This is a genomic window from Parasphingorhabdus sp. (genome assembly GCF_048269865.1).
Lineage (GTDB): Bacteria > Pseudomonadota > Alphaproteobacteria > Sphingomonadales > Sphingomonadaceae > Parasphingorhabdus.
In genome coordinates, this window is the sequence record NZ_JBLWUA010000004.1 from 23,634 (window position 1) to 40,527 (window position 16,894).

Consider the following 16,894-nt stretch of genomic DNA (forward strand, 5'->3'; position numbering starts at 1 on the left):
AGATAACAGCCATCGCCGAATAACCGGGATTTTGCCTCAGGGCAGCAGCTCCTGACGCTGCTTGGCAACATCCTTCATTCCGGCCCACGGATCCGCAGGCTTGTTGTCCGCCTGAACGGGTGCGTCGTCGATATGCGCCCAGGGATCTGGGGCCTTCCCTTCCGCCTTTGCTGCGGCTTTATCCGGCGGCGGCGCGACTTGCGCGGGCGGGTCGGCGGCGACGCAATAAGCGGTGACCAGCATCATCGCTGACCACCATAAGGCATGCAACCGGCTGGCAAAGACTTTGGTGATCCGTGGTCCGAACATGGGAACCCTATAGCAGCCCGATCTTAACAACTCGTCGATCCGCCAGAATTTCCTGACGCCAAATATTGGGATTTTTCCCCATTATTCAGTTTCTGTTCATGTTGAACCGCAGCGTGAATTCACCTAAGCTATTGATATACATTACTTTCCTTAAACTGGCACGCCCCGTGCAATGCTATTGGCATCTTCGCAAAATGATTTGTGAAGCAACAGATTAAACCAAGAAGGAATTTTAAAATGATCAACAGCAACATCCAGAACCAAGTCGCCGCCGCTTTTGCCGCTGTTTTTGCAGCCGCCGTTCTTGTCAGCGCCAGCATCGGTCCCGCCGTTAATTCTGCCGCCACGCTGGTTGCATAGCCCACCGATAAAGGAACCCGAATCATGTTCTCTCCCAACGTCCAAAACCGCTTCGCCGCCGCCTTCGCCGCCTTTGTCTCCGCTGCCGTTCTGCTCACCGCGTCGATCGGCCCTGCGGTCACCGACAGCGCATCCATGGTGATCTGATCACCCTGGATGCTGCCGGGCAGGTGCACCGACCGACCGGCCCCCCGCTTTTTCTTTCCCGAACTTTAGTCGCCCTTAATATCATAGCCCTATCTGGAGCCGGTGAACGATATCCGCTGGCCCACCTTCATCCTGATCACCGCCGCGATGTGCGCGGCGCTGTTTCTGGCGATCTTCCTGAGCGGTGGCCCTGCCACCACGACCGCAGCGGTGGGGATCGATCCCTACCGCGCCAGTTTCGGCATCTGCCTTGGTCCCGATCGCTATACATGCGTCGTCGATGGCGACACGATCTGGTTCGAGGGCCGCAAGATCCGGATCGCCGATATCAATACGCCGGAAATCTCCAAACCCGGCTGCGCCTCCGAAGCGCGGCTGGGCCAGCAAGCCAAAATGCGGCTGCAGGCGCTGCTCAACCAGGGTCCGTTCTCGCTGCAATCGATCGACCGCGATCAGGACAAATATGGCCGCGATCTCAGGATCATCACCCGCGACGGGAAAAGTCTGGGCGACATATTGGTCGCCGAGGGTCTGGCCGAGCGCTGGCAGGGCTATCGCCGCAACTGGTGCTAGGCCCCCGCCTGCCCCGCCTTGCGCGACAGGAACCAGGCCAGCGCGAACAGCAGCATGAACAAACCGTCGACCATCGCTCCGAAAAACACCGGCCCCATAGGCACCCGGCCCTGCGCATAGAGCAGGCTGACCGGCAGGAAGAAAGCCAGCTTTTCCAGCACCGCAATCGGGATCAGCGGGCGAAAGCGGCCCGGGTCGATCGCGATCATCACGAAGATCAGCTGGAACACCAGCGCGAGCCCGAGGAAGCCGTAATAATATTCCGGCTGCGGTCCGGCCTCGGCGAACAGGCCGGGGACGACCGCGACGAAGCCCCAGAGGGCGGCGAGCGCAAAAATGATGCGGACAATTTTCATGGCGGGCTCCCGATGGTCCTCACCCTGTGCGAGGCGATGCATAAATTTCATGATGGCAGAAAATCACCATATGGCAATGCGGCCAGCCGTGATATCGGATAGGCCATGAAAAAATATCGTGAATATGTCGGCTGGGGCGCGATCATTGTTTCGGCGCTCAGCTTTCTCAACCTCCCCTTCCTGCCCGCGCTGCCACCGATGCTGTCGGCAGGGATGCTGATGGCCGTGCCAGCGCTCGGCGCGGTGCTGATGATGCTGGTGCCGATGCTGCTGTTTGCCGCCGGCATCGGTCTGGTCAAGGGCTGGGACGGCGGCCGCCAGCTGTTTGTGATCTGGGCGGTGATTGGCGCTTTGGCGGCTTTTTCCGGCCTGTCTTATATACCGGTGGCGGCTGCGGTGGATCTGGTGGTGATTGGCGTGTCGCTGGTGATTGTGCTTTGGGGTGACTGGCAGCGGTTGTTGCCGAAGGGTTGAGTGGTGTTTCGGCAGCGTGCGGAAGGATCCGCATCCTGTGGGTAAAGACGTCATCCTGTAGGGAGAGTCGTCATCCTGAACTTGTTTCAGGACCCCTCAAGGTTCGCGCTTGGGGGCCGGGATCCTGAAACGAGTTCAGGATGACGAAAAAAAGGGGGTGTGCGGCGGCGAGCGTAGCGGCTCGAAACCAATATCCTCCGCGAGATCGCGCCAAGTCGGGTTGCTGGCCTCGACCAGGTTGAGCTTCCAGTTGCGGTGCCAGCGTTTCAACTGCTTTTCGCGGGTGATGGCGAGTTCCATCGTGCCATATTGCTCGAACAGCACCAGCCTCTTGAGATTATAGCGCTTGGTAAATCCGTCCGCCAATCCCGCGCGGTGCTGGTAGAGGCGGCCCATCAGGTCCGATGTGACTCCGATATAGGGCAGTCCTCGGGGTTTGTTGGTGAGGATGTAGATGCAGGGCTGGAACGGCATGACGGGAATTTAGGCTTCGGCCGTCGCGCGGGGAAATTTCTGCTGTGCGTTATGCCGGGTCTGTCAAATTGGGGCTTACGGATTTGGGCCGGCATCCATGATCGTCACTCGGAACAAGTTCGTCATCCTGAACCTATATTCGTCATCCTGAACTTGTTTCAGAATCCCTCCAGGTTCGCGCGTTGCCGCCTGAGATCCTGAAACGAGTTCAGGATGACGACGGTGGGATGATCCCTCCGGGTTCGCGCGCCGTCTCACGGGGTCCTGAAACGAGTTCAGGATGACGATTCTTTCTTTCGAATGACGCCTTGTCATTCCCGCGCAGGCGGGAATCCAGTTATAGAAAATGTCGCGTAGCGGCGTTATTCATTCACTGGGTCCCCGCCTGCGCGGGGATGACAATACAATGGAGCTTACCACCCCTCCCCTAGCGGCATTTCAGCTCGCCGCGGTCGATTTCGCGACCGAGGAGGGCGCCGCCGGCGGCGCCGAGGACGGTGCCGAGGGTGCGATCGCCTCTGCTGTCGATTTCGCGGCCGACCAATGCGCCGACGGCGCCGCCGATGATCAGGCCGGTGGTGCCATTGTCGCGCTTGCAGTGATAGCGCCCGTCGCGGCCACGCCAGATGCGGTCGTTGCGGCTGAGCCGGCGCGGTTCGTAATAGCGGCCGCGATCGTCATAGCGGCCCTTGTGGTGCTTGACCTTGTGATATCCGTAGGCCGGCGCGTGGCGCGGCGGGTCGGCCAGCGCTGCGGCGGAGGGGACCACCAGCGAGGCGGCGGCGAGGGTCATCAGGATATTGCGCATGGTTAAACTCCCTTGCAGTCATTGTTTTGAACTGTCCCGGGTTTAGAAAGGCAAAGATGAACGGCCAGTGACCTGATTGGTCAGCATCGGTGAAGGCGGCGCGGATTTTGGGAATAGTGGGTGAGGACGGGACCGGATCGCGAGTAGGCCAGTCGTCATCCTGAACTTGGTTCAGGATCCCTCAAGGTTCGCGCTCGTGGCCCGAGATCCCCAAACGAGTTCAGGATGACGAATTTAGGTTCAGGATGACGATGGGGGGGTTCAGGATGACGATGGGGGGGGCTCAGGGTGACGGATACAGGTTCCCCGCAAAGAATATGGCGCCTCTCTCAGGTGCCGCCCATCATCGAATCGCCGAGGATGCCGCACTCGCTGGCCCTGGTGATACTGCGGGCGAATCCGGCATAGGGCGTGAGATTGTCCTGTTCGTTGGCGGCCCGGTCGCGGGTGGCGTTGCGGCGCGCCGGGTCGGTGGTGATGCCGGTGCCCTCGACCAGGCGGTTCATCAGGTTGAAGATACCGGTCACCGCGATCGTGTGGAACAGCGCCTTTTCGCTCCAGCCGGCGGCGTAGACATCGTCCGCGTCGCTGTCGCTGACGCTGGACGGGGCCTGGGTCAGCTTCCGGGCATAGGCGAGCAGCGGCAGCAGCCGTTCGTCGATGCCCGCCGCGGCGGGATCGGAGACCAGCAATGCGAAACATTCCGGCGCGATGCCGTGGACTTCGGCAAAGCTGCGGTGCGAATCGTAGGAGAAGTCGCACTGGTTGAGCCCGGACACATAGGCCGCGATCAGCTCGCGCTCGGCGATGCTGAGCGGCGACGGGCCGCGCAATATCGTGTCATGATAATCGCACAGCGATTCAAAGCCCTCGCTGTGGGTGGCGAAGACCTCGATCATCTCTGGATTGGCGGGCAGTGAGGGAAATTTCGACATGGGCACGGCTCTTTCGGCAAAGGCTTCGGTGCCCGATCGACCGCACTTGTAGGCAGCGGTCGATAGCGACAGGCCATCAACCTGCGCAGCATAGTAATAAGGATAGATTAAAATGGACCGATATAAGGCGCGCAGTGCTGGCGGCGGTGCGATGCCGGCAGGAACAAATCGGGCGGCCATGCGTTGACGGGGTAACAGAAAGAGGACTTTATGACCGAGCAACCAAAGAGCAATCAGACCAGTGTCAACCAGTCGCAGCGCGATGACGCGCAGGCCCAGAAAGTCGCCGATCAGGCGCAGACACAGACCAAGGCGAAGCTGGAAGATGTCTCGACCAGCCGCCGCGACGACCAGAGCGATCCGGCGCAGATCATCCCCGATGATACGCAGGACACGGTGGATCATATGAAACAGATGGCGGAAAGCGGCCGCATCGAGGAAGGCGCCTATGCCGGCGAGCGCAATGATGATGACGAGGAAAGCGATCTCGGGATATTGGACAAGGCCGAGGATGATGCGCCGTTGAGCGAGAAGGGTGGCGCGGATTTTGGGAATTCGGGCTGAGGATATTGGAGCGTGATGGCGCTCCGCTTGTCATTCCCGCGCAGGCGGGAAACCAGTGAATGAATAAAGCCGCTGCGCGACGTTTTTGTTGGACTGGATCCCCGCATACGCGGGGATGACAATGTAGGAATTATTGCACTGGCACGGCAGCTAGTCGTCATCCTGAACTTGGTTCAAGACCTCGGGAGGGTAAGCGCTCTGCCGGAAGGAATCCTGAAACGAGTTCAGGATGACGAGGAATGGAATAGTGCACTGTCACCGTGATTCCCCAAAATTTTTGAAATTTCAAAGTAGTTTCTGATTCCGATTTATTTCAGTAAAACCAGATTTAGCAATTGCTTGAGTAAGGTTCAGTTTTAGTTCTAACATATTTTCATAGAATACTATTGATTGATGGCTGATATTGAACTCAACGTTTTCCGATGCCTTAGAAATCAATATTACTCGCTTTTCCAACATTTGAGCCAAAGCAATCTCATAGAATACATTCGGATTCCGACCGTTTACATTAGCTATCACGAATCTACATTCGACGATGGACTTTATTATTGATAACAGGACAGAATCTCCTGCAAACTTTTCGCTTGCTCTGAACAGGCCTAAACCTAGTTCAGCGCAAGACTTTCTAACGATGTCAAAAGTCTTTTCTTCTTGTTTAGTGAATGGCGTTAAATAAAATATATTACTTGAAGCAATTATGTCATCGGAATTAAATCCTAATCCAGCTAAAAAATTTGAATTATTTGCTAGGCTTAAGGATCTTTCAAACGAATTGTCCGGTACCGGGACCGATTCATTTGACTGCAAAGACGATTCAACGATTTCGTTCAGTTTTTGAATCTGCGAACTTGTCGCAGCAAAACCTTCATACAAATCGCGAATACTCCGATCAAGATATTCTCTTTCAGGAATCAGCTTTGCATTAAACTCAGAGGAATCGCGTCTTAGCTCCATCTCAATTTTCATGCGTTCAATTTTTATCGAATTTGTGATATAAAAAGATATTAAGGCAATGCCTGAAGTCAGGCCAAGAATAGCGATAATCTGCCAGAGATATTCACTCACTGCCATGCTCCTTGAGCTATATTATAAGTAACAAATATCGATATAAATAAAAGTAAGTAGGCTGCGGCAATCCATGCAGGTATCGCTATCGTATCGTTGCTAGATTCCGGATTGAGAGATCTTGCCTGTATTGATTTAAATGCAGCGATTTGTATTACAACGAATACCAAAAGCGTTGGTATGCCAACCATCAACCAAGGAGTAAGTCCATACTTGGAATGTGAAAGCGCGATATAAAGCGGGATAACCGCCGAAGTGGCGTCGATTGGAAACTCCGCTGCGCTGACATGACTTTTAATCATATCGATTTGGTTCTTAGAATTGAAAAGGCCAACCTTTAAGAAAAAAAGGAATAAAACAAGGATCAATCCAACAAATAATACTATTGTCTCAGACGTCATATATTATGACCTGCACATCGAATTGGAAGTCGACAAGAGCTTCTACTCCGCAGCAACCCCCGCATCAGCAAACATATCCGGCCCGTCATCCGCCGCTGTGTCATCTTCATTGGCGACCTTGCCCTTGCGTTTGTCGAAGCTGGACCAGACGTCGTTCCATTCGCCCTTGGTCGCGCCCTTTGAATATTCGGTGGCGCGGGCCTCGAAGAAGTTGGCGTGCTCGACGCCGTTGAGCAGCGGGGCGAGCCAGGGTAGCGGGTGGTCTTCGATCATGTAGATCGGCTGGAAGCCGAGCTGGCCCAGGCGCCAATCGGCGATATAGCGGATGTAGCGCTTGATTTCCTTGGCGGTCATGCCGGTCACCGGGCCGTCGCTGAACGCGAGGTCGATGAAGGCATCTTCCAGCCGCACGGTTTTCTGGCAGCAGTCGATGATGTCGTCGCGCACCGCCTTGGTCAGGCAGTCGCGTTCCTCGACGAAGGTGTGGAACATCTTGATGATGCCCTCGCAGTGCAGGCTTTCGTCGCGGACCGACCAGGAGACGATCTGGCCCATGCCCTTCATCTTGTTGAAGCGCGGGAAGTTCATCAGCATGGCGAAGCTGGCGAACAGCTGCAGCCCTTCGGTGAAGCCGCCGAACATCGCCAGCGTCTTGGCGATATCCTCGTCACTGTCGACGCCGAACGTGCCCATATAGTCGTGCTTGTCCTTCATCGCTTCATATTCGAGGAACATCGAATATTCGCTTTCCGGCATGCCGATGGTGTCGAGCAGGTGCGAGTAAGCGGCGATATGGACGGTTTCCATGTTGCTGAACGCGGTCAGCATCATCTTGATCTCGGTCGGCTTGAACACGCGGCCATATTTGTCGTGATAGCAGTCCTGCACCTCGACATCGGCCTGGGTGAAGAAGCGGAAGATCTGGGTGAGCAGGTTGCGCTCGTGCTCGGTCAGCTTCTGCGCCCAGTCACGGCAATCCTCGCCGAGCGGCACTTCCTCCGGCATCCAGTGGATCTGCTGCTGGCGTTTCCAGAAATCATAGGCCCAGGGATATTCGAAGGGCTTGTAGGTTTTGCGTGCTTCCAGAAGGGACATGGTTACTCGTTCTCCGCTTTACTGTCGTCGGCCCGGCTCTGGCCGGGGCGTCATTCAATCTCGTTTCTCCCTCTCCCCAGCGGGGAGAGGCAACGCAGACTTGGCAGCTTGTCTGCCTGGTCGAAGTCGGTGAGGCGGTTCGACCCGCTGGTGCAGTGCACCCTCACCCAGCTTCGGCTAAATTCGCGTTCCGCTCATTAAGCCTGCGCAACCCTCTCCCTTAAAGGAGAGGGATAGTTCGCGCCTTTACTTCCGAATAAAATGGCCTCCTCCCAAAAGGAGCAAAGGGGAGGAGGCAGTGGGCAAAGCCCGTGCCGCGCCGGTTACTGGCAGGCGAGGCATTCGTCATAATCGGTGGTGCCGGCGGTGGTCATCAGTTCGACCTTTTTCGGGTCGAGCGTATTGTCCGCCTCGACGCCGCCGCCGGTGGGTTCGCTCATGATCGTCTCGCCACCGGCGAAACCGGCGCGCTGGATCGATTTCGAGCGCAGATAATAGAGCGACTTGATGCCCAGCTCCCAGGCGCGGAAGTGGAGCATCAGGAGGTCCCACTTGTCGACATCGGCCGGGATGAACAGGTTCAGCGACTGCGCCTGATCGATATAGGGCGTGCGGTCGGCGGCGAGTTCGAGCAGCCAGCGCTGGTCGATCTCGAAGCTGGTCTTGTAGGCATCCTTTTCCTCGGGGCTGAGGAAGTCGAGATGCTGGACGCTGCCGCCCTTCTCGAGGATCGAGTTCCAGACATTGTTGCTGTCCTTGCTCTTTTCCTGGAGCAGTTTCAGCAGATGCGGGTTCTTGACCACGAAGCTGCCGGAGAGCGTCTTGTGGGTGTAGATGTTCGCCGGGATCGGCTCGATACAGGCCGAGGCGCCGCCGCAGATGATGCTGATCGAGGCGGTCGGAGCGATCGCCATCTTGCAGGAGAAGCGCTCCATCACGCCCTGGTCAGCGGCATCGGGGCACGGTCCGCGTTCCTTGGCCAGCATCATGCTGGCTTCCGATGCCTTCGCCGAAACATGCTTGAAGATCTTGAAATTCCAAGACTTTGCCATCGCGCTTTCGAAGCCGAGGCCGCGCGCCTGCAGGAAGCTGTGGAAGCCCATCACGCCGAGGCCGACGCTGCGCTCGCGCTCCGCCGAATATTTCGCCCGCGCCATTTCGTCGGGCGCGCGGTCGATATAATCCTGCAGCACATTGTCGAGGAAGCGCATGACATCCTCGATGAAATTCTTGTCGACCGACCATTCATCCCAGGTTTCGAGATTGAGCGACGACAGGCAGCAGACAGCGGTGCGGTCCTCGCCGAGATGATCGCGGCCGGTGGGCAGCGTGATCTCGGAGCAGAGATTCGAGGTGGACACCTTGAGGCCGAGATCACGGTGATGCTTGGGCATCATCCGGTTCACCGTGTCGCTGAAGATGATATAGGGCTCACCGGTGGCCAGCCGCGTTTCGACCAGCTTCTGGAACAGGCTGCGCGCATCGACCGTGCTGCGGACAGAGCCATCCTTGGGCGACTTGAGCTCGAATTCGGTGCCGTCGCGCACCGCTTCCATGAATTCGTCGGTCAGCAGGACGCCGTGATGCAGGTTCAGAGCTTTTCGGTTAAAGTCACCGGAAGGCTTTCTGATTTCGAGAAATTCCTCGATCTCTGGATGGTTGACGTCAAGATAGCATGCCGCCGAACCACGCCGCAGCGAGCCCTGCGAAATCGCCAGCGTGAGGCTGTCCATCACCCGCACGAATGGAATGATGCCGGAGGTCTTGCCATTCAGGCCAACCGGCTCGCCAATGCCGCGAACGCTGCCCCAATAGGTACCGATGCCGCCGCCGCGCGAGGCGAGCCAGACATTCTCGTTCCAAGTGTTGACGATGCCGCCGAGACTGTCGTCGACGCTGTTGAGATAGCAGCTGATCGGCAGGCCGCGTCCGGTGCCGCCATTGGACAGCACAGGCGTCGCCGGCATGAACCAGAGCCGCGAAATATAGTCATAGAGCCGCTGCGCATGTTCCTGATCGTCGGCATAGGCGTCGGCGACGCGAGCAAACAGATCCTGATAGGATTCGCCTGGCAGCAGATAGCGGTCGTTGAGCGTTTCCTTGCCGAAATCGGTCAGCAGATCATCGCGGCTGGTGTCCAGCTCGATCTTGAAACGGCGCTTCTCAACACTGTGGCTGTCGCGCTCGGCCTTCAGTTCCTTCTCGTCATTGGCCTTGGCCGAGGCGGCTTCGGCGGCCGCCTTCTTGCTGACCTCCGGTTCGCTGACCGGTCCTGTGTTTTCGGTTTTGCTTTTTGGCGTATCCAATACTTCAGCGCCCATGTCACTCTCACTCACATCTGTTCCGGAACCAACGTCGTTGTCACGGTTGTCTCTAAAATCCATCAAAGCCCCCTAAAATCACACTACTAATCCAACGATCACAACGGCCTATCAGCCGATCGACCAGCGGGACTTTTTCCGGGCATTTGTTCCTGTCTTGTTCGACTCGGGTCGAAGCTCTCACTCTAACAGTTTTGACACCCGGGCGGGCAATTATTTATGCCCGTTTCCCCGCATTTTTTCCTTTCATTCTGGCAAAAGGGGAGCCGCCCACCGAGTCGGTGCTTTTTGCAGCCAATACTATAAGTTGGTGTGCCCCCTTGCCCGAACCACAACCTATAGTGGATGAATCAGAATTTTATGCAAGGGGGTAAATGACATTTTAGGGACTCAATTCGTCGCATAAATGAATCAGTTCATCGAGCGCCATTTTATGCTGCAGTGCAGCGACGCGTGGAGCCGCTAGGGGTCGCGGGAAGTGCAACAGCCGATGTCGAAATTCGTGAAATTTTTATCCACAGATCATTCACAAGCGTTTGTGACAAGCTTGTTACGCTATATCTGGTGGATGTTCTTTTCGCGAGAGCATTGCCGGGCAGCAATTTGCGGGCACAATATCCGGTGGTCGGCTATCGCCTCGACCGCGGTTGTTCGCATCGGCGATATTGTTCGTTCGCTTCGCGGGCAAATGTTGTCATTCGAGGCGTTTGGCTTGGTCCTGAAAGCAGCCATTCAGAATACAGAAATTTCGCGCCTTGACGGAGCAACTGGGTGGGTGGCGGACATACCATTGGCCAAAATTGACGTCAACTAAGGGCCGAAAGCGGACTGTCTTCTTTGCAGCGACTGCCGTTTGAGAGCTGCCGCTCCGGCTCCAACCTAATGTAACCAATTATACCTCAAATTTCTCCACGACTGCGATGGTCGGAGACAGAGAATCAGGCCTTTCTTCCACTACATTTCTAAAATCCCCCCTCATCACATTGCAATACCGTAATCCCGTTTCGCCGCCACATATCAACAACCTGCTGCCTGTCATCAACAACAAATAGGATCCGCTTGCCACGCGAGAGCAAGTGACTCAGGATTTCTTCTTTGATGACATGATCGCTACGAAAATCATTGTCGCCGCGCATATACATGTCACCAAAAGGTATCGCGTTCCAAGTAAGCCATTGCTCCGTAACCTTGCGATAGGCTTCGTTACGACCGGTAACCAAGATCAGATCATATTCAGAAGTACTCCAGAGTGAACGGTACAGACTGACAATAGGCCAATTTGGCCTGTCTTCTCCCATTTGTGCATTGAACGATTTCCAGTCCGGTTTCTCGCGTTGGACAAGCTTTCTGCGATGCTCGATATCAGCCAGCGTGCCGTCAATATCGAACAGCACGGTCGGCCTTTGGTTCGTTTCTTCAGTCATGGATTGATGTCTGCCCACGTCAGATCAAATCGCGCAAGTTATTTTCACAACCGGTCGGCGTCATTGGCCATTGCCAGGTCCAACAGCTTCAGCAGACGCTTGACCTGTTTCGCGCAAGATCTGACTTGGTTGCACAGGCCATCAAGGCCGACGGCTAGGCACTTATGCCTACGGCCGAAATCTTTCCCTATTAGATAGCATGTGCTAGCAAATAGCCACCACGGGTTCGCAAAAACATAGAGTTTGGCATCTTCCCTACAAAAGATGCTCGATCTTTTGAGTGATAATGAAAATGCAGAAAACCTATCAGGGGCCTGGTGGCTATTTCAAATTCAAGGATGATCTTTTCCGATTGGTTATATCCTGCCTGCTCGGCTTGTTTTTGACGATATGGAGCTCTTCTCTCTCTGCGCAGCAGACCGAAGTTGCGATTGATCCTGCATTTGCTGAACAGGTCAATCAACTCACTGACAATTTCGAAGCGATGCATGTTTCCTTTGTCCAGGGTCAGGAGAAGATCACCGAAATTGAAGACAAAATCGCAAAACTAAAAGCCAATGAAGCGCTGATGGGCGATCCCAGAGTGCGGAGCGCCTTACAAAAATTGGAGAAGGCGGGCCTGTCCAGCAAACTGGCGAATTCAAAAACCATACTGGCCGGATTTGAGAAGGGAGCCAAGAATATTGCCAGCGGTGCCGGAGATGCCATCGAAAAATACGAGAAAATCAAGGGATATTATGATCGCTGGAATCCCAATAGCGACAGTCCGACCCGGCCTCTGGAATTGATCGGAAACAGCCTCGAGGAACTGCAGTCGATCATTTACACTCTCGACCCGACGCCAGATAATTTGCTCACTAAACCGCTTGGGGAATTTATCGGATTTTATAAGGATTCAACCCAGGCATTTGTCGGCGCATTGAACCGGACACAGACAGCGATCAACAATCGCCGCCAAAATTGTATCGGACAGGGATGCGGTCTGGGATCGATCAGCGGCAGCAAGGATGCCGATTTCATCGCATTGGGCACCGGCGACACGATCCGGCTGGTCCGCAACATTCGTCCCGCCTTAGGCCCTGTTGGGGAATTGTGGAGCACCGGTGGCGGGACCATTTACATGTATCAGACAAGCACCAGCGGTATGTCGGGGTTCGAGGTCGTTACCCGCACAACCGGGCAATGGTTTACAATGAAATGCAGCCTCGGCCAGTTTAACCAGATATATCAGGGAATGCGGCTTGCTTATGGCGAAATCGCCGCAGTACCGACTCTGATTAGCCGCTGTAACCAGGATTTCTCGGCCTATGCAAAGGCCTCCAAACGCGCGGAGGACTATTGGGATTTGCTCAATCCGTCGCGCGACGATCAATTTTGTACAAACAAACGTTTCAGCCGAAGCGGATTTCCCGGTGAACCGAAATCTGTTCTCGAAAAAGCCAATAATGATCGGGCGCAATTCATTGCGATGTACACCTACAAGCCAAATATGCGCCAGTCGGTGGATCAGCTGATACCTGCGCTTTCTGGATCAATTTTTGTCGAAGGGAAAATTGATCCCGCTGGCGATACGGACGTTTCCAGCGGCAACATCGCAATCACTTTGCTGGGAAGATCCGGCAGCGCCTCGATGGGCGCAGATCGCAGGTTCGAAATCGACCTTCCTGTCAAAGCCGACGCGGAACGTCGTATCGGCAGACTTTTGTTCACCGCGCCCGGTTTCAGTGATTATGAAACGGACATTGCTGTCGACGGCGCCTGTGCCGATCTTGGTACGATCAGCGTCGTTCTCAACCCCGACAACGCGGTAGATTATTCACAGCATGAAAATGCACTGCGCGAAATGCGGGCACTTGTCAGACAAGCAGAAGCGCTCCGCCAACAGGGGTTATCGGCGATCTCCAATGTTGAGAATGAGATGGCTATTCTCGATGCAGAAATTGCCGGGCTGAAAACTTCTGTTGACGGGTTGGCCGCGGCGAATGGGGTGCCTGAAATTGGGGCCAGCGGTCTGGCAGCAGTCAATCAGTTGAAACTTCTTGAGCGCCAGGCCTTTGCCATTGCGCAGCGCATGGCGGATATCCGGGGCACGATCAGGCAAAAAAGGGCTGTCATTTGCGACGCCTTTGAACGCATCGAAACGGCTTTTGATATCCAGTCCGTCGATGCAATCTACAGCGAAGTGCCGGTTGCCAAAAATTCGGTTGATGGTTTGATGGCAGAATATCGAAGCCTTCTTGCCCAGCTAGAGCAGTTAAAACAGCAGGCACTGAATGTTCACAGTGGCAGCGGATTGGCTCCAGAAAGCGGCGCACAAAATGGCGGCTACGATGATCTGGAAGCGCAAATTGATCAGGCCGGGGTCCAGATCTTGCGCGTGGAAGAGCAAATCGCGGCGGTACAGGCGATCAATAGCCAACTGGCCGGATTGACGAGTCAGGGTCAGGGAGTATTGGCAATGATAGCGTCGCTGGACCGCGCTCCCTATGGCGAGAAAGGCGATGATCTGCTGGTAGCCATACGAGCGCACTTTGGCCAGATCGATGCCTATCGAGATGAGCTGCTCGCCAGTAGCAGATCGTTGGATGGCCTTACCGACACCAGAAAAAATGGGCTTTCTGCCATTCGCCAAAATCTGGCCAGCGTCCAACAAAATTCCGGCGCAAGCGCGACAGCAACAACAGACAGCAGCGCCCAATCTAAAAAGGACATTGCTCTCAATTCCTTCAACGCGAGCCATGATACGGCCCTGATCTACACGGATGCCATCGAGTCTTCGGCCAATAACGCTCGCTATTGCAATGATTCAGCACTCGCAATGTACAATCATCGCCATGATCTGGACCAATTGGCCAGCAGAACACAAAACCCTGCGAAGACGGAAGACGAGGCTCCTGCCGCCGTTTCTCAGGCAGAGCCAACGGACAATCCGGAGCGTCCAACCGACGTTGCCGAAACCGGGCCACCCCCTGCTCCGGCGGAGCCTCCCAAAGAGCAAGCTTCGGCGGTCGTGGCCGAAAATGATCCCGAAGCAAGCGACCCGTGCCGCTCTAAAAAGGTTCTTGGCCTGTTTGGAAAAGCAAGCCGGGCACTGGACAGAGAGAATATCGGCGGTTGGAAAAAGGCAGCCCAAAAAATTGTTTCTTCCGGATGCCAGAATGATCGGCTGGAGGCCAGTATCGCGCGGGCCGATGCTATTGTTGATCAGAAGAACCGGGAACGCGAATCCGCCGAACGTATCGCCGCCGTCGAAGATCGTATGCCGGAACCAGCAACAAAATCGCGCGGTCGCGGATTTGGCGATTTTCTGGGAGCGATAGGAACGGTTCTTGGCGCTGTAAATTCGGGACGCGGCCGATCATCCGGTACAGGCAATGTTGAAGGAGTTTTGGGATCAATTTTCGGCGGGGGAAACGCTGAGCGCCCGGCGACATCTCAAAATATTCCACAAGCCCCGCGTTCAGCGCCAACAGGCGGGACCAGCGGATCATATGATCGCGGCAGCACCAGCGGTGGTCTAGGGGCGTTGGGCAACGCCGGTGTAGTACCCAAGCGCGAGGGCCTCGGCGCTGTTTCAGGAAGTGGGAGTGGCAGTCGAGCCAGCAGCTATGCCTGCACAGTTCTTCAGTCCAAGATTACCGGAGTTGCGGATCATATCAATCGGGCAGCCGCCGCCCGGAATATTGACAAGTTGAGAGAGCTGACCAAGGAGCGAGATCAGTTATTTGACCAGGTGTGCCGCGCCAATTGTGGCTATCCGCTTGCCGCTTATTGTACCAAAAAAATAAGGTGATCCAGACAGACTGTGCGTGTTGTCGCCGCTAAAGGGATCAAAGCCAAAACGCTCCGTCGAACCAAAATGAAGTGCCCCTCCCCATTTGCATGACCAAATATGACAGGGCCAAGGACCCACCACAAAAACTTGCCCGGTTCGATCATATCCGCCAAAAGGCTCCGCAATCCCATATTGCCAGTTTTCGGAGCATGCATGACCACGACCATCAAAACCGCCGACCTGATCGAGAGCGTCGCCGACGCCCTGCAGTTCATTTCCTATTATCATCCGATGGATTATATCCGCGCCTTGGGCAAAGCCTATGAAGCGGAGAAATCGCCGGCGGCCAAAGACGCGATCGCCCAGATCCTGACCAACAGCCGGATGTGCGCCGAAGGGCATCGTCCGATTTGTCAGGATACCGGTATCGTCAATGTCTTCGTCAAATGGGGCATGGACTGCCGGCTCGACGACACGTCGCAGTCTATGCAGGAAATTGTCGATGAGGGCGTGCGCCGCGCCTATCTCCATCCCGAGAACAAGCTGCGCGCCTCGATTCTGACCGACCCTGCCTTTACCCGGCGCAATACCAAGGACAATACGCCATCGGTGCTGCATGTCGAGATGGTGCCGGGCGACAAGGTGTCGGTCGATGTCGCGGCGAAAGGCGGCGGCAGCGAGAACAAGTCCAAGTTCAAGATGATGAACCCAAGCGACAATATTGTCGACTGGGTACTGGAAATGATTCCCCAGATGGGCGCCGGCTGGTGCCCGCCAGGGATGCTCGGCATCGGCATTGGCGGCACTGCGGAACGCTGCGTGCTGCTCGCCAAGCAATCGCTGATGGATCCGATCGACATGGGGCAGCTGAAGGAACGCGGGCCGCAGAATGATATTGAGGAACTGCGGATCGAAATTTTCGACAAGGTCAATGCGCTAGGCATTGGTGCGCAAGGCCTGGGCGGGCTTTCGACGATTCTCGACGTCAAGATCAACGACTGGCCCTGCCACGCGGCTGGCAAGCCGGTGGCGATGATCCCCAATTGCGCTGCGACGCGCCACGCCCATTTCACGCTGGACGGCAGCGGTCCGGCCTATTTAGAGCCACCGAAGCTGGACGAATGGCCGGACGTCAACTGGACGCCGTCATCGGAAGCGAAGCGCGTGCATCTTGATCAGCTGGATGCGGCGGAAGTGGCGACCTGGAAACATGGCGACCGGCTGCTGCTCAACGGCAAGATGCTGACCGGCCGTGATGCGGCGCACAAGAAGATCAAGGATATGCTGGATGCCGGCGAGCAGCTGCCGGTCGAGTTCAAGGGCCGGGTGATCTATTATGTCGGGCCGGTCGATCCGGTCGGCGAGGAAGTGGTGGGGCCTGCTGGTCCGACCACCGCGACGCGGATGGACAAGTTCACCGACATGATGCTCGAACAGGGGCTGCTGGCGATGGTCGGCAAGGCCGAGCGCGGACTGGATACGGTCGGTTCGATCAAGAAACACAAGAGCGCCTATCTGATGGCAGTCGGCGGCAGCGCCTATCTGGTGTCGCGGGCGATCAAGGGATCGAAGGTTGTCGGCTTTGAAGAGCTTGGCATGGAAGCGATCTACGAATTCGAGGTGCAGGACATGCCGGTGACGGTAGCGGTCGATGCCGAGGGGCAGAGCGTGCACCATCTGGCACCGCTGGTCTGGCAGGAGAAGATCCGCAAGGAGGGGCTGCTCGAGCAAGCATAATCCAGATCAATGCATCCTTTTCGCGGGTCATCTATTGATAAGCGACTCCGCTATGGAGCGTGCCTGTAAAGGAATT

The 16,894-nt window shown here is 55.9% G+C and carries 18 protein-coding genes; 7 read left to right on the forward strand and 11 right to left on the reverse strand.

Annotation, left to right across the window (positions count from 1 at the left end; translation table 11 throughout):
• Window positions 1-36 precede the first annotated feature (36 nt).
• Together ACN0WW_RS06270 and ACN0WW_RS06275 are read right to left on the reverse strand one after the other, a co-directional pair.
• A complete protein-coding gene (locus ACN0WW_RS06270; RefSeq protein WP_417610534.1) occupies window positions 37-309 on the reverse strand; it encodes a hypothetical protein in 273 nt (90 codons plus the stop codon).
• Between the two features lie 128 nt (window positions 310-437).
• Complete coding sequence (locus tag ACN0WW_RS06275) at window positions 438-695, reverse strand: hypothetical protein (RefSeq protein ID WP_417610536.1); 258 nt, start codon at window positions 693-695, stop codon at window positions 438-440.
• Between ACN0WW_RS06275 and ACN0WW_RS06280 the strand changes: the two genes are divergently transcribed.
• Both ACN0WW_RS06280 and ACN0WW_RS06285 read left to right on the forward strand, forming a co-directional pair.
• On the forward strand, window positions 694-816 hold the full coding sequence (locus ACN0WW_RS06280) for a hypothetical protein (RefSeq protein WP_417610538.1): 123 nt from the start codon (window positions 694-696) through the stop codon (window positions 814-816). The genes ACN0WW_RS06275 and ACN0WW_RS06280 overlap by 2 nt on opposite strands.
• Before the next feature lie 102 nt (window positions 817-918).
• Complete coding sequence (locus ACN0WW_RS06285) at window positions 919-1,389, forward strand: thermonuclease family protein (RefSeq protein ID WP_417610540.1); 471 nt, start codon at window positions 919-921, stop codon at window positions 1,387-1,389.
• On the opposite strand, the gene ACN0WW_RS06290 is transcribed toward ACN0WW_RS06285, so the two are convergent.
• A complete protein-coding gene (locus tag ACN0WW_RS06290; RefSeq protein WP_417610542.1) occupies window positions 1,386-1,745 on the reverse strand; it encodes a hypothetical protein in 360 nt (119 codons plus the stop codon). The two genes, ACN0WW_RS06285 and ACN0WW_RS06290, sit on opposite strands and share 4 nt — an antisense overlap.
• A 105-nt stretch (window positions 1,746-1,850) precedes the next feature.
• Between ACN0WW_RS06290 and ACN0WW_RS06295 the strand changes: the two genes are divergently transcribed.
• Entirely contained in the window at window positions 1,851-2,219 is a 369-nt protein-coding gene (locus ACN0WW_RS06295) for a hypothetical protein (RefSeq protein WP_417610544.1), read from the forward strand.
• Between the two features lie 135 nt (window positions 2,220-2,354).
• Here ACN0WW_RS06295 and ACN0WW_RS06300 read toward each other — a convergent pair whose 3' ends face one another.
• The 3 genes from ACN0WW_RS06300 to ACN0WW_RS06310 all read right to left on the reverse strand — a co-directional run bounded on the left by ACN0WW_RS06300 (window position 2,355) and on the right by ACN0WW_RS06310 (window position 4,616).
• Window positions 2,355-2,693 carry a GIY-YIG nuclease family protein gene (locus ACN0WW_RS06300; protein ID WP_417610546.1) on the reverse strand — a complete coding sequence of 113 codons (339 nt, stop codon included), beginning with the start codon at window positions 2,691-2,693 and terminating at the stop codon, window positions 2,355-2,357.
• 427 nt (window positions 2,694-3,120) lie between these two features.
• The gene (locus ACN0WW_RS06305) at window positions 3,121-3,501 is read right to left on the reverse strand and encodes a glycine zipper 2TM domain-containing protein (protein WP_417610548.1); all 381 of its coding nucleotides are present in this window, start codon (window positions 3,499-3,501) and stop codon (window positions 3,121-3,123) included.
• Window positions 3,502-3,830: 329 nt separating this feature from the next.
• The gene (locus tag ACN0WW_RS06310) at window positions 3,831-4,616 is read right to left on the reverse strand and encodes a carboxymuconolactone decarboxylase family protein (protein WP_417610550.1); all 786 of its coding nucleotides are present in this window, start codon (window positions 4,614-4,616) and stop codon (window positions 3,831-3,833) included.
• A gap of 30 nt (window positions 4,617-4,646) precedes the next feature.
• Here ACN0WW_RS06310 and ACN0WW_RS06315 point away from each other — a divergent pair, with 30 nt between their 5' ends.
• A complete protein-coding gene (locus tag ACN0WW_RS06315; protein WP_417610552.1) occupies window positions 4,647-5,000 on the forward strand; it encodes a hypothetical protein in 354 nt (117 codons plus the stop codon).
• 285 nt (window positions 5,001-5,285) lie between these two features.
• Here the strand turns inward: ACN0WW_RS06315 and ACN0WW_RS06320 are convergent, their stop codons facing one another.
• The 4 genes from ACN0WW_RS06320 to ACN0WW_RS06335 all read right to left on the reverse strand — a co-directional run bounded on the left by ACN0WW_RS06320 (window position 5,286) and on the right by ACN0WW_RS06335 (window position 9,945).
• Window positions 5,286-6,065, reverse strand: a complete 780-nt coding sequence (locus ACN0WW_RS06320; protein ID WP_417610554.1) for a hypothetical protein — start codon at window positions 6,063-6,065, stop codon at window positions 5,286-5,288.
• Window positions 6,062-6,466 (reverse strand): hypothetical protein, encoded by a 405-nt coding sequence (locus ACN0WW_RS06325; protein WP_417610556.1) that lies wholly within the window; start codon window positions 6,464-6,466, stop codon window positions 6,062-6,064. The genes ACN0WW_RS06320 and ACN0WW_RS06325 overlap by 4 nt, the downstream gene beginning before the upstream one ends.
• A gap of 42 nt (window positions 6,467-6,508) precedes the next feature.
• Window positions 6,509-7,561, reverse strand: coding sequence for a ribonucleotide-diphosphate reductase subunit beta (locus ACN0WW_RS06330; RefSeq protein WP_417610558.1), 1,053 nt, complete (start codon window positions 7,559-7,561; stop codon window positions 6,509-6,511).
• 323 nt (window positions 7,562-7,884) lie between these two features.
• Window positions 7,885-9,945: a ribonucleoside-diphosphate reductase subunit alpha gene (locus ACN0WW_RS06335; RefSeq protein ID WP_417610560.1), complete on the reverse strand. Its 2,061-nt coding sequence runs from the start codon at window positions 9,943-9,945 to the stop codon at window positions 7,885-7,887.
• 427 nt (window positions 9,946-10,372) lie between these two features.
• On the opposite strand from ACN0WW_RS06335, the gene ACN0WW_RS06340 reads away from it, so the two are divergent.
• Window positions 10,373-10,696, forward strand: coding sequence for a hypothetical protein (locus tag ACN0WW_RS06340; protein WP_417610562.1), 324 nt, complete (start codon window positions 10,373-10,375; stop codon window positions 10,694-10,696).
• Between the two features lie 148 nt (window positions 10,697-10,844).
• On the opposite strand, the gene ACN0WW_RS06345 is transcribed toward ACN0WW_RS06340, so the two are convergent.
• The gene (locus tag ACN0WW_RS06345) at window positions 10,845-11,306 is read right to left on the reverse strand and encodes a hypothetical protein (RefSeq protein WP_417610564.1); all 462 of its coding nucleotides are present in this window, start codon (window positions 11,304-11,306) and stop codon (window positions 10,845-10,847) included.
• 286 nt (window positions 11,307-11,592) lie between these two features.
• Between ACN0WW_RS06345 and ACN0WW_RS06350 the strand changes: the two genes are divergently transcribed.
• Together ACN0WW_RS06350 and ACN0WW_RS06355 are read left to right on the forward strand one after the other, a co-directional pair.
• Window positions 11,593-15,099 carry a hypothetical protein gene (locus ACN0WW_RS06350; protein ID WP_417610566.1) on the forward strand — a complete coding sequence of 1,169 codons (3,507 nt, stop codon included), beginning with the start codon at window positions 11,593-11,595 and terminating at the stop codon, window positions 15,097-15,099.
• A 195-nt stretch (window positions 15,100-15,294) separates the two neighbouring features.
• Entirely contained in the window at window positions 15,295-16,818 is a 1,524-nt protein-coding gene (locus tag ACN0WW_RS06355; RefSeq protein ID WP_417610568.1) for a fumarate hydratase, read from the forward strand.
• Window positions 16,819-16,894 lie beyond the last annotated feature (76 nt).